The organism is Microcoleus sp. S13_C5 (assembly GCF_036700845.1).
Lineage (GTDB): Bacteria > Cyanobacteriota > Cyanobacteriia > Cyanobacteriales > Microcoleaceae > Microcoleus.
Map to the genome: position 1 here is coordinate 1 of NZ_JAUBPR010000153.1, position 13,011 is coordinate 13,011.

9 protein-coding genes are annotated in these 13,011 nt (G+C 47.7%); 8 read left to right on the top strand and 1 reads right to left on the bottom strand.

Going from position 1 to position 13,011, the window contains the following annotated elements:
• The 3 genes from QUA04_RS25905 to QUA04_RS25915 form a co-directional block, all read left to right on the top strand.
• Nucleotides 1-397 (top strand): Uma2 family endonuclease (locus tag QUA04_RS25905; RefSeq protein WP_333262633.1); only part of this gene is annotated, 397 nt, incomplete at its 5' end.
• A 277-nt stretch (nucleotides 398-674) separates the two neighbouring features.
• A complete protein-coding gene (locus tag QUA04_RS25910; RefSeq protein WP_333262649.1) occupies nucleotides 675-2,228 on the top strand; it encodes an NAD(P)/FAD-dependent oxidoreductase in 1,554 nt (517 codons plus the stop codon).
• A gap of 410 nt (nucleotides 2,229-2,638) precedes the next feature.
• The gene (locus tag QUA04_RS25915; protein WP_333262636.1) at nucleotides 2,639-4,402 is read left to right on the top strand and encodes an NFACT RNA binding domain-containing protein; all 1,764 of its coding nucleotides are present in this window, start codon (nucleotides 2,639-2,641) and stop codon (nucleotides 4,400-4,402) included.
• Between the two features lie 379 nt (nucleotides 4,403-4,781).
• On the opposite strand, the gene QUA04_RS25920 is transcribed toward QUA04_RS25915, so the two are convergent.
• A complete protein-coding gene (locus QUA04_RS25920) occupies nucleotides 4,782-6,890 on the bottom strand; it encodes an iron uptake porin (protein ID WP_445242373.1) in 2,109 nt (702 codons plus the stop codon).
• Between the two features lie 300 nt (nucleotides 6,891-7,190).
• On the opposite strand from QUA04_RS25920, the gene QUA04_RS25925 reads away from it, so the two are divergent.
• From QUA04_RS25925 to QUA04_RS25945, 5 genes are all read left to right on the top strand, one after another.
• Nucleotides 7,191-8,357, top strand: coding sequence for a glycosyltransferase (locus QUA04_RS25925; protein ID WP_333262641.1), 1,167 nt, complete (start codon nucleotides 7,191-7,193; stop codon nucleotides 8,355-8,357).
• A gap of 243 nt (nucleotides 8,358-8,600) precedes the next feature.
• The gene (locus QUA04_RS25930) at nucleotides 8,601-9,332 is read left to right on the top strand and encodes a sugar transferase (RefSeq protein WP_333163497.1); all 732 of its coding nucleotides are present in this window, start codon (nucleotides 8,601-8,603) and stop codon (nucleotides 9,330-9,332) included.
• Nucleotides 9,333-9,557: 225 nt separating this feature from the next.
• Entirely contained in the window at nucleotides 9,558-10,589 is a 1,032-nt protein-coding gene (gmd, locus tag QUA04_RS25935; protein ID WP_333213175.1) for a GDP-mannose 4,6-dehydratase, read from the top strand.
• A 399-nt stretch (nucleotides 10,590-10,988) separates the two neighbouring features.
• Nucleotides 10,989-11,933, top strand: coding sequence for a GDP-L-fucose synthase (locus tag QUA04_RS25940; protein WP_333262646.1), 945 nt, complete (start codon nucleotides 10,989-10,991; stop codon nucleotides 11,931-11,933).
• Between the two features lie 285 nt (nucleotides 11,934-12,218).
• Nucleotides 12,219-12,830, top strand: coding sequence for a Uma2 family endonuclease (locus QUA04_RS25945; protein ID WP_333262652.1), 612 nt, complete (start codon nucleotides 12,219-12,221; stop codon nucleotides 12,828-12,830).
• Nucleotides 12,831-13,011: the final 181 nt, after the last annotated feature.

Below are 13,011 nucleotides of genomic sequence, written 5' to 3' on the forward strand. Positions count from 1 at the left end.
TTCAACGGAAAAACTTTGGGGTTCCCACTTTTCACAACTGATAAAAAAATTCCACCCACATCTGCGGAATGTGGGTTCCTACATACAATATCGAGAGAATAATATTAGCCCTCAAGTTGTTTTTGAGATTCGCTCCCATAACGACAGCCACACTAAAATGAATAAAAAACTTTCATTTTACCAGCCTTATGGAGTTGAGGAGTATTACCTTTACGATCCACAAAGAAATGAGTTGGAAGGTTGGCAAAAAATTGAGATAAATTTAGAAGTAATTGAGCCGATGGAGGGATGGATTAGTCCGAGATTAGGTGTGCGATTTGAGTTGGGAGAAGATGGGTTAGAAATTTATCGACCTAATGGAGAAAAGTTTCTTTCGTATTTAAAAACCTTTTCCTAATAACCCACAAATAATTCACTTACACCTAACATTTTGCTGATTTCATAGTAAAGCTTACCGGAGAGCGCCATCCTGACCGCTATGGCTCGTTTTAGTTCTCTTGCATCGATATCGCTTTTAATGAAAGATTCTAAAAAGCTATTTCTTTTTCCATATCTTTTTGTGAAAGTTGTAAGTTATTCATTATTTTGTCATAATCAAGTATTGCATATAATTGTAGCGTAATCATGATAATGATTTAGGATTGATAATATTAGCTGAAGTAGCGGAGAAAAACATGGTGGCGATCGCCCCCACAGACACAGAAATCATCGTCATCGGCAGCGGAATAGGCGGCTTAACTTGCGCTGCAATGCTTGCCCGCTATGGCTTTGAGGTTGTGGTTTGCGAAAGCCATTCGCTCGCAGGCGGGGCTGCACACGGTTTTGAACGCGACGGATTTAGCTTCGACTCCGGGCCCTCCCTGTACTCAGGATTATCCTACAGCCCGTCTGCCAATCCCCTGCGGCAAGTATTGGATGCCATCGGCGAAAAACTCCCCTGCATTACCTACGATACCTGGGGTTGCTGTTTGCCAGAAGGCGACTTCGACACATCCGTTGGCGCAAGTCAATTTAGCGAAGTGCTCGCACGACTGCGCGGCGCCGCAGCAGTCGCCGAATGGCAGCAACTCCAGCGCATCATGGAACCCTACGCCAAAGCTGCCACAGCCTTGCCCTCCCTGGCTTTGCGCTTCGATTTGGGCGCTGTTGTTACCCTCGGCCAATTTGCGCCGGCTTTCCTGCAAAGTGCTGGCGAGGCGATCGCACTTTCCGGCCCTTTCAGCAAAATTATGGACAAAAATGTCAAAGATTCCTTTGTCCGAAATTGGCTGAATTTGTTGTGTTTCCTGCTGTCTGGACTTCCCGCCGACGGAACGATCGCAGCCGAAGTCGCATTCATGTTCGCCGACTGGTATCGCCCCAATGCAGTTTTGGACTATCCGATCGGCGGTAGTGCAGCTTTAGTAAATGCCCTGGTACGCGGTTTAGAGCGCCACGGAGGGCAGTTGCTGCTAAATTCCCACGTTTCAGAAGTTTTGGTGGAAAACAACCGGGCTGCGGGCGTGCGGCTGCGATCGGGCAAAATTATTCGATCGCACAAAGCCGTCGTCTCCAACGCTTCCGTTTGGGATACCCTGAAACTGTTGCCTGAAACCTCAGTCCCCCAAAGGTTTCGGCAACAGCGGCAGGCGACGCCCGAGTGCGACAGCTTCATGCACCTGCACCTGGGAATTGATGCTGCCGGAGTGCGATCGGACTTGGCTTGTCACTACATCTTCGTCAAAGACTGGTCCATGGGCGTTTCGACCCCTCAGAACGTCGTTCTCGTCTCGATTCCCTCGCTCCTCGACCCCCACCTCGCGCCTCCGGGAAAGCACGTCATTCACGCATATACCCCCGGAAACGAGCCTTACGATTTGTGGCAAAAGCTCGATCGCACCAGCCAAGAGTACAAGCTGCAAAAACAAGCGCGCGCCGAGGTAATGTGGGAAGCCTTAGAGAGAATCATCCCCAATATTCGATCGCGCTGCGAAGTCACCTTAGTTGGGACACCCCTAACCCACGAACGGTTTTTGCGCCGCCATCGCGGTTCCTACGGGCCGGGAATTCGGGCGGGTAGCGGCTTGTTTCCCGGGCCGACAACACCTTTAGCGGGGCTGTTTTGCTGTGGAGATTCGACGTTTCCGGGAATTGGTTTGCCGGCGGTTGCTGCTAGCGGGGCGATCGCAGCCAATACGATCGCACCTTTGTACAAACATTTGCAATTGATTCGGGAAGTTATTAGTTAGTTGTTATTAGATATCTGCCATAATTCTTGTGGAACAGTTCCCCTGCCTGTTCAAAACCTGCTTTTTAGGAGATGTCTATTAGTTCAATACTCCGGACAGTTTTGGGAACGATACTACAAGCTTACGCGGGGCAAGGAGCATGAAAAAGTCGAATTAAATATAAGTCAGGGGTGGAGCTGACATTGATTTAATTATCCACAGTGGCTCAAAGTCCTACAGAATAAGCCCTTGGGCCATATAAAAACTGTCCGGACTATTGTTAGTTATTAGTTATTTGTTAACGAAATTATGGAAGAGCTTTCCTAGGGAAGGACGCGAAGCAAGAGTAAACAATAATTTTATATAATTAGTAAAATGTGACCGATATCTGTCAGCATAGAAATAGATAGTTCGATCGCCCTGAAAATACCGTGCAACCTGTAGACTTTACAACTTTAACCGCCACTTGCAGCGAACTGCGAACCCAATGGCTGCCAGCGCGCTTAGAACAAGTCTACCAGCGCGATCGCTTCACCGTGTCCCTGGCCCTCCGCACCATGAAAGGCCGCGGCTGGATTGACCTTTCCTGGCATCCTGTGGCCGCCCGCATCTGCGTCGGCGACCCCCCGCCCCGCATTCCCGACACCTTCACCTTCAGCGAACAACTGCGGCATCAACTCAGCGGTTTAGCCTTAGTTTCCATCGTCCCGGTTGCATCCTGGGAAAGAGTCATCGACTTACAATTCGCCAAACGCCCCGGAGAACCAGCCCTCTGGCACCTGTACGCCGAAATCATGGGCAAGTACAGTAACGTCATCCTCACCGCCCAAGACAACCTCGTTGTCACCTGCGCCCACCAAGTCAGCGCCAAACAGTCCACCGTCCGTCCCATCCAAACCGGGCAACCCTACGAAATGCCCCCATCTTTGACCGATGCAGTGCCGAGTCTGAGCGAATCTCAAAACCGCTGGCAATCACGAATTAGCCTGGTTCCTGGGCAATTAAAGGGCAATCTGTTGAAGAATTACCGAGGGATGAGTAAAGCCTTAGTTTTGTCAATGATTCGATCGGCTTCTTTAGACCCCGAACAATCCACCGACAGCCTCAATCCCGACCAATGGCAGCAACTATTCCAGCGCTGGCTATACTGGCTGCAATGCCTTGAAAACTCGAAATTTCACCCGAGTTTTACCCCCGAAGGCTACACCGTCATCGATTGGCCCGCACCAGAAAATCACAATGTAGGGGCGGTGCCCCCGTGCCCGCCCTCTGATTCTTCCATCTCTTCGGTTCAAGAATTACTTAACAGCTACTACACAGGCCAAATCAATCAAGAAGTATTCGCCCAACTGCGGCATCAGCTTACCCAAAAACTCAACAACGTCCTGGCAAAACTGCGCCTCAAAGCCAACACATTTAAAGAACGCTTGCAGCAATCCGCAGACGCAGACACCCACAAATCCCAAGCCGACTTGCTGATGGCAAATTTGCAGCATTGGGAACCGGGAATGAAATCAATTTCTCTCCCCGACTTTGAAACCGAAAAACCAGTTATCATTTCCCTAAACCCGGAAAAAAACGCCGTTCAAAACGCTCAAGCAATCTACAAAAAACACCAAAAACTTAAAAGAGCTCGCATTGCTGTAGAACCTTTGTTAGCCGCCGTACAGGAAGAAATCGACTATTTAGAACAAGTAGAAGTCGCACTTTCAGTATTGGAAACCTACCGCAACACCCAAGATTTGCAAACCCTCGCCGAAATCCGCGAAGAACTGATCCAGCAAAAATATCTAGATGTACCAGATTACCGCAGTACCGACAAAAATGCTGCGATCGAATTTCACCGCTACCAAACCCCCAGCGGCTTTGAATTATTAATCGGGCGCAACAATCGCCAAAACGACCAACTCACTTTTCGCACCGCCAACGACTACGACTTGTGGTTCCACACCCTAGAGATTCCCGGAAGCCACGCTTTGCTGCGTCTCAAACCCGGTACTGTGGCTGAAGAAACTGATTTGCAATTTGCCGCCGACATGACTGCTTACTACAGTCGCGCCCGCCACAGCGAACAAGTCCCTGTGGTTTATACAGAACCGAAATATGTATACAAACCGAAAGGTGCTAAACCTGGTATGGTTGTATACAAGCAGGAGCGGATTGTCTGGGGCAGACCGCAGCAAGCTCCGGCATAATTTATATAATGTGATAAAAATGGTTGAGCGGCAATCGAAACCTCGTTTTTACGCAAAACAAATTGTTTGGAACCGATAAACCTAGGCAGAAACCGGGTTTTTGAACCCAGGCTTGATTATACAAAGTGGCCGAGAGTGCGATCGTCCTAAAAATTCAAATGCGTCTGTAATGTAAAGTTTTATTACACAAAATTAAATTTTGTTGTTATAATACCACTTAAGAGAGATGATATTTCTTTGAGAACCCAGTGCAAAGAAACGTGCAACTTGGGTTTCCTCACTGTGAGAAAAACACTGTGGGAACACAACGGATTTAACTATTTGTGCAGACCAGCTTTAGCTAAAGCTGGTCGTTTCTGTTGAAACCTTAAACCCGCTCCTAGAAAGTAAACGTCGTTCTTACAACCCCAATCACCAAATCAGAATTATTCTTATTGTGGTCAGGAGCAGTCAGCCAAATCAGGCCAGGAGTTATAGAAATATTGTCGCTCAACTTAAACTGATAGAAACCTTCAACGTGCAGCGAAGTATCCTTATCTTCCGGCAAAGTCCGATTAGTAGAACTCGTCACCCGCGGCTCCATACCTACCAAAATCCCCGCCACATTTCCTTCTTTCAACAAATCGGGAAAAGCCAAAGTAACTGCCCAGTTCCAGATTTTTTGGTCACCCCGCTGCACAGAACCGGTAGGAGTAGCCAAGTTGGATAAAATGCGCTGGTTGGTGTAACCCGCCCAACCGCCAATTGCAAATCTCCGGTTCAACCGCCACGAAGCTTGCGCGCCGTAGGAATTGCTAGAAACTGGCCGATTGCTATCGCTGTCGAGCCCGAAGGAACCGAGACGCTGCGGAAAATTAGAAGCATTGCTGCCGGTATTGGTAATTAAGTTGTAGGAATTAACGTAAGTTAAACCTAAAGCCATGCTGTCGCTCGGTTTGAAAGTCAACTGAGCCAAACCCCCGTAAGAACCGTTGAACAAACCGTTACCCCGCGTCGGGTTCGCCGCGTTGCCGGCCAAATACCCCAAACTAAGCTCTAATTTTTCCCCAAACTGGTGTCGCAGAGCGATGCCAGAACCGGCAGTCAAATAGTAAATCGGGTTGCGAGTACCGAAGTTAGAAAGAGCGCCGTAGCTGCCGTCTCCGTCAAAGTAAGGGTTGACAGTGTTGGTAAAATCGTCAGCAGCGCCGGCGTTGGCTTCTAGAAATACAGTCGTTCTGTTCCCTATAGGGAATTGGTAAAGCAGCGCATCTAAAGCTACTATATTGTTAGCCTCGCCAAAAGGCCCGACATTAAACCGCAATTCCCCTTCAGCAGTTTTCGTATTATTAGTAGAAAACGCACCCAAATTTAAAACTTGCAATCGAGTTCTCAGCAAATCTTTTCCAGAAAAACTCGTGTCAAAATTGAGACGAACCCTGCTGCCAAAAGCCGTCGTTTTATCAGCTTCGCGACCCTCGGCATCATCTCCCCTGGCGATACCTGCCAAACCAAATATCACTTCGCCGTTGAGTTTAGTCGTAGTTGAAAACTGATTTGCTTCTAATTCAGAGGCGCGCGCTTCCAAGGCATCGACGCGGCCGCGCAAAGTTGCCAATTCCGCCGCAAATTCTTCTTGCAACCTTTGCACAGAAGCCAAATCTTCTCGCGTCGCCAGATTTCTGGAACCGCCTTGAATCAGCTCGCTAACTTTATCCAAACACGCATTTAAACCTGCGGCAAACTCGTAGCGAGTCATCGCCCGGTTGCCACGAAAAGTGCCGTCAGGATAGCCAGCTATGCACCCGTAGCGCTCTACTAGAGACTGCAAAGCTTGGAAGGCCCAATCGGTGGGTCGAACGTCGGAAAGTTGCGAAACTGAGGTTACTTGGCCAACCGCATCTTCGCTGCCGCTACCTTCTGTGCTGTATTGGTTGATTTGTTCTAAAACATTTGACTCTGCTTGAGGTTGGGCACTTGAATCAGTCGATTGGGAAATCTGCTCGGGCTGTGCGGCGGATTTTTCTGCGTTTAAATTAGCCGGTGGGGCGGCGGGTTGCGTTTCGCTTAAGTTTGCGGGCGCGACTGCGGGGATTTGCTCCGCGACAGGTTGTTCGCCACTTAAATTTGCGGGCGCGACTGCGGGTTTAGTTTCGCCTAAATCTGCTGCTGCAACTTCCGGTGCTTTTGCTTGTTCGGTAACTGGGGCGATCGGCTCGTTAGCGTTAGCGAAGCGATCCGAAGGAAAGCCCTCGTAAAGGTTCGGACTTTTTTTGTCAATAGTTTCAACAGTCAAATTGCTAGCTAGTGACACTGGTTCGGCAGTCTCAGGCTTTGCCGTCTCAGCCTTTGCCACCTCGGTTACAGGATCTGCTAATTGCAGATTAGCTTGAGCTGCCGCAGCAATTTCTACAGGTTGCTCTGCTGCTAGCGCGGTCGAAGATACGACCAAACTAGCTGCCAATACTGCGGGACTAACTAAAAGTCCCTTCCACAAAAATTTGGACATTTTTTCCTCACACCACATTGAGCCGATCGCCGGTTCCGAAGATTTAGGCGATCGCAAATCACCTTCAGTATTGAGCCTAATAGTATTAATTGTCAACAATCTGGGAAATCACTGGCGGAGAGTGCAGTTTTGCTGTGGTTGATTGGATAAAAACTCCGTTTATTCCCAAAATTATTGGTTTGAGCTAGATACCTACGTAGAAACCTGGTTGATGGCTGGATATTGCCTAAGTGCTCCCTCACTAAGACTAATATTGACAGAAATGGCGCTAACAAATCGTTCGATCGGCTACAAATACAAGTGAAAAAACTCAAATACGCCCTAGTTCACGAATGGTTGACGCCCTTAGCTACTGGCGGTTCAGAACTCGTAGTACAGGAAATCCTCAAACACGTAGACGAGGCAGATGTCTATGCCCTCATCGACTTTGAATCAGCCAATCCCGAAAGCTATCTTTTCGGGCGACAGATTGGCACAACATTTTTGCAGCACTTTCCCAAGGCCCGCAGCGGCGTCCAAAAATATTTGCCATTTCTGCCGATCGCGATCGAACAACTAGATCTGCGAGAATACGACATCATCCTCTCATCATCCCATGCCGTCGCCAAAGGCATCCTCAGCAGTCCCCAGCAAATGCACGTCTGCTACTGCCACACGCCCATGCGCTACGCTTGGGACTTAACTTTTGACTATTTGCGTAGCAGCAAAGCCGGACGGGGCATCCAGGGTGTGCTGACGCGATATTTGTTGCATCGACTGCGGCAGTGGGACGTAATTTCCGCCAACCGCGTTGATTATTTCATCGCCAACTCCCAACACACGGCCCGCCGAATTTGGCGGTGCTACCGGCGGCGGGCCGAGGTGATTTATCCGCCGGTAAATATCGAGCGATTTTCCTTGATGCGGCAAAAACAAGACTTTTACGTCACAGTTTGTCGGTTGGTAAGTTACAAAAACGTAAGTGCGATCGTCCAAGCATTCAATCAACTCGGGCATACTCTAATTGTTATCGGCACCGGGCCAGAATTAGAAATGATTCGGCAAATCGCCAAACCCAACGTGCAAGTGCTCGGCTGGCAGCCCGCCTCCATCGTTGAAAAGTACATGGCAGAGGCGAAAGCCTTTGTCTATGCAGCTTGCGAAGATTTTGGCATAGCTTTAGTAGAAGCTCAAGCTTGCGGAACACCCGTAATTGCCTATGCAGCAGGGGGCGCTTTGGAGACAGTGTTCGACATTCGCCAACACCCAGAGACAGGGACTGGTTTATTTTTTTCCTCCCAAACCGCAGCAGCATTAGTCGAAGCTGTCGAGGAATTTGAGCAGTTGCAAGGCAAATTTGAGCCAGAAATCAGCAGGTTGCGCGCTGAACAGTTTGCCCCCGAAGTTTTTGGGCAGCGCTATCTAGCTTTTGTTGAACGCTGCTATCAGGAATTTCACTCTCGTGATTTTACCGAGTCTGGGGCTTGAGAGTAGCAGAGCCCGATAGCGGGACAATCTTCCTTCTGCCTTTGTATAAGTGCCTTCAGAAGACCTCTGCATAAGTGCCTCGTGCCTTCTTCCTTCTGTCGCCAGAAGCCCTCTTCCTTCTTCCTTCTGCCTTTTGAAGCCTTCAGAAGGCAGAAAATTGAGTATTGGAAACATAATTGAGAGAACAAAGTGTCTTGAGGCTTTATGATCAGGACTGTGTGTGGTGTGAAGTGAAGGAGTAAGATGACTGCCGACAGCCAACTAATCTCCGGCAAGGTAATTCGAGCGATCGCAAGACGCGGTTTTGGGTCTGTCCTGCAAGGAGATAGACGCATAAGTCGTTCTCTACAGAGCCTCGACGGAGAACTTTTCAAGCGGTTATTTGACATCCTGTTTTCCTTATCGGTTCTGATCCTGTTTGCTCCGGTTTACCTGCTTTTGGCTTTCTTAATCGCCTTAAGCTCGCCCGGTCCTATTTTTTACGTACAGGAACGAGTAGGCAAAAATCGTAAAAGGTTTTATTGCCTTAAATTCAGAACGATGGTGGAAAATGCGGACGATATATTGCTGGAAATCATGGAAAATTCTCCGCATTTGCGTCAAGAGTTTGAGGACAATTTCAAGCTGAAACAAGACCCTCGAATTACCTGGATTGGAAGATTTTTACGAATGACCAGTTTAGACGAGTTTCCCCAGTTTTGGAATGTTTTAAAAGGAGATATGAGCGTCGTCGGACCGAGACCTTTAGTTGAAGAAGAACTGCCGAGATACGGCCGTCATATCAACAAAATTCTCACCATAAGACCTGGAATTACAGGCTTGTGGCAAGTGTCCGGTCGCAACGACATTCCCTATCCTCGCCGAGTCCAAATCGACCTCTATTACGCAAATGACAAAAACCTTTGGATGGATATGTGGATTCTTTTCAAAACAATTGGAGTTGTGATTTTTCCCAAAAATAACGGCGCATATTAATTTTTGTCCGCAGTCAGCAATCAGTAGTTAGTTTTATTTGTTACTGGCCACTGATGCTGACTACTGACAGCAAGCGACAAACTCTTTGTCAAAACTAAACAGTTCCTTGATGCCGATCGGAGAATTGTGAGTTACCGTAGAGTTTGAGAATACGGTCGGCAGCGAGCAACAGCCTCTGCCAAAAAATTTATTGTGAATTAACACAGCCTGTCAAAGGAAAATCAGATGACGCAACGCAAGCGAGCGCTAATAACAGGTATTACAGGTCAAGACGGCTCCTACTTGAGCGAATTACTGTTAGAGAAAGGATATGAAGTTCACGGCATTATCCGGCGCAGTTCTAGTTTCAATACCGATCGAATTGACCACATCTATGTCGATCCTCACAGCGAGGGTGCGCGCCTGTTTCTGCACTACGGCGACTTGACGGACGGCACCACTCTGCGCCGGATATTGGAAGAAGTTCAGCCTGTAGAAATTTATAACTTAGGCGCTCAATCTCACGTTCGAGTCAGTTTTGACTCGCCGGAATATACGGTTGACACAGTAGGGATGGGAGTATTGCGGCTGCTAGAAGCAATTCGGGACTATCAGCACCGCACTGGGATAGAAGTTCGGTTCTATCAAGCAGGTTCTTCGGAAATGTTTGGCTTGGTGCAGGAAGTTCCCCAGAAGGAAACAACTCCTTTTTATCCCAGAAGTCCTTACGCCTGCGCCAAAGTTTACGGGCACTGGCAAACAATCAATTATCGCGAATCTTACGGACTTTTTGCCTGCAACGGCATCTTGTTCAATCACGAATCTCCCCGCCGCGGCGAAACTTTTGTAACTCGCAAAATTACTCGCGCCGTAGCCAGAATAGTCGCGGGCAAGCAGAAAAAGATTTACTTGGGCAATCTCGATTCCAAGCGGGACTGGGGCTATGCTAAAGACTACGTGCGGGCGATGTGGCTGATGCTGCAACAAGACAAGCCTGACGATTATGTCATTGCTACTAACGAGACCCATTCCATTAAGGAATTTCTCGATTTGGCTTTTACTTACGTCAATTTAGATTGGCAAAAATATGTGGAGTTTGACGAACGCTACTTGCGTCCGGCAGAAGTCGAACTGTTGATTGGCGATTCGACTAAGGCGCGCCAGCAATTAAATTGGGAACCTTCTGTAACTTTTCAGGAGTTAGTACATTTAATGGTAGATGCTGACATGAAAGCTTTAGACGAGCAAGGTCGGGGTTCGGGCAACGGATTTGATTAAGTCGCTAAACAAAGCGGTCACTGCGAACAATTTGTAGGGGTAGGGTCCCGTGTCTACCCCTTTGGCAAAAGGCGCACACCGGAGGATTGCCCCTGCAAACACTTCACAGGTGATCAGAGGATTGTTACAGCTATTAGCGCGATCGGGATTCAAAAAACCCGCTTAATTCCTCCCAAAATTTTCGGAGGTGCTGGCTAATAAAAACATTAAAATGATAGTTGAGGACTCGCTACTAATAAATCTAACTTTCGGGTGTGCACGGAGCAGTCCCTATCAGCAGCAGCTAAAACAGATTTGTGGGCAACCGCGTCCTGTAGCTGGAGGCTTTTTTTGCTAAAGCAACAATTTTAGAATTGAAATTGTCGATCGACCTTTATTCAAAATCCCGAGGCTAAAATTATGACAAGCTTGGATTTAAGCAGCAAACGCATTCTAGTCACGGGCGGCGCCGGTTTCTTGGGCCGTCAGGTAATCGACCAGCTAGTGAAAGCAGGGGCCGATGCTGATAAAATTTCGGTGACTCGATCGCGCGAGTGCGACCTCCGCGTCATGGAAAACTGCAAGCGCGCCGCCGACAAACAAGATATCATCATTCACCTCGCCGCACACGTCGGCGGCATCGGTTTAAACCTAGTCAAACCCGCTGAATTATTTTACGACAATTTGATGATGGGCGCGCAACTAATCCACGCCGCCTATGAAGCAGGAGTCGAAAAATTTGTCTGCGTCGGCACCATTTGCGCTTATCCCAACTTGACCCCAGTTCCTTTCAAAGAAGATGACCTGTGGAACGGGTATCCAGAGGTAACTAACGCACCTTACGGAATTGCCAAAAAAGCCTTATTAGTGCAACTGCAATCCTACCGCCAGCAATACGGATTCAACGGGATCTACTTGCTACCAGTAAATCTGTACGGCCCGGAAGATAACTTTGACCCGAAAAGTTCCCACGTCATCCCCGCATTAATTCGCAAAGTCTACGAAGCCCAAGAAAGGGGAGACAAAACACTGCCGGTTTGGGGCGACGGCAGCCCTAGCCGCGAGTTTTTGTATTCCACAGATGCCGCCCGGGGAATTGTGATGGCAACGCAAGATTACAGTGAATCTGACCCGGTTAATTTGGGAACGAATAGCGAAGTTAAAATTCGCGATTTAGTGGAAACGATTTGCGAATTGATGGGATTTGAGGGTGAAATTGTTTGGGAAACAGACAAACCGAACGGTCAGCCTCGTCGCTGTTTGGATACGCAAAGGGCTAAGGAAAAGTTTGGTTTTGTTGCGGAGGTGAAGTTTAAGGAAGGATTGAAAAATACGATTGAGTGGTATCGAAAACACGCCGCGTAAGTGTGAAAAACCCGGTTTCTTCCAGAAATCGGGTTTTTTTAGGAATAATACTAAATGCGGGTTATAAACCTCATTTATAATAGTCGCCGGTTGCCACCTATCCTACACAAACGAGTCCGTCTTCTGGCACTAAGAAATTCTACAAATTTGGGTGATAATTCACTGACAATAGTCGGCAGCAGTGCCGTGTCCCTACTGCTGTGTCCTGTATTTCATCCGAGTGAAAACTGCTATAATACAAATACCTCGACTGAAATCATCGAAAACTGAATTTTGGGAAAGCCAATGATTGCCGATCGCACCCACAATTATATCTCGCCCGAAGAGTACCTGCAGTTAGAAGAACTCAGTCAGCTCAAACATGAGTATATTCAGGGCGAAACCTATGCAATGGCTGGTGCAAGTGATGCTCATGTGACAGTTGCCGGGAACTTATTTGCACTTTTGAGAAATCATGTTCGAGGTAGTGGCTGTCGTGTTTATATGTCCGACATGAAAGCTAGGATTGAATCTAAGAATATTTACTACTATCCCGACGTGATGGTAACGTGCGATGAACGGGACAAAGCTTTTCCATCTTTTAAAAATTTTCCTTGTTTAATTGTCGAGGTTTTGTCAAATGGTACTGAAGGATTCGATCGAGGCGATAAGTTTGCTGACTATCAAGAATTAGAAACGCTTCAAGAGTATGTGTTAATCAGCCAGAAACGTGAGCGGGTAGAGTGTTTTCGTCGCAATGCTGAAGGGTTGTGGGTTTTGTATTCCTATACTCAAGGAAGCGAAATTCACTTGTCTAGCGTAAATTTTCGTACAGGTATGGATGCTATTTATGAGGATGTAATCTTTACTAAGGAAGATTCAGAAGCAGAATTTGATGAACTGCGATCTAGGGGATAAATGGAAAGTGCGATCGCGCCTCAGTTAAGGAATGGCGATCGCACTTGGGGATGTGATTTAAACAATGGCCATCGCCTAGTTAAAACTACCCGTTCAATACCTCGTTTGTAGAAGTTCACGGGGTTAGCGTGGCACAAGAGAAGGAGGAATCCGACCAGAACGAGTACTCAAGACAGATTCA

Bases quoted from the DNA above. Each gene is read 5' to 3' on its own strand.
- QUA04_RS25945 (WP_333262652.1), top strand. From the start codon at position 12,219: ATGATTGCCGATCGCACCCACAATTATATCTCGCCCGAAGAGTACCTG.
- QUA04_RS25940 (WP_333262646.1), top strand. From the start codon at position 10,989: ATGACAAGCTTGGATTTAAGCAGCAAACGCATTCTAGTCACGGGCGGC.
- QUA04_RS25930 (WP_333163497.1), top strand. From the start codon at position 8,601: ATGACTGCCGACAGCCAACTAATCTCCGGCAAGGTAATTCGAGCGATC.
- QUA04_RS25920 (WP_445242373.1), bottom strand. From the start codon at position 6,890: ATGTCCAAATTTTTGTGGAAGGGACTTTTAGTTAGTCCCGCAGTATTG.
- QUA04_RS25910 (WP_333262649.1), top strand. From the start codon at position 675: ATGGTGGCGATCGCCCCCACAGACACAGAAATCATCGTCATCGGCAGC.
- gmd (WP_333213175.1), top strand. From the start codon at position 9,558: ATGACGCAACGCAAGCGAGCGCTAATAACAGGTATTACAGGTCAAGAC.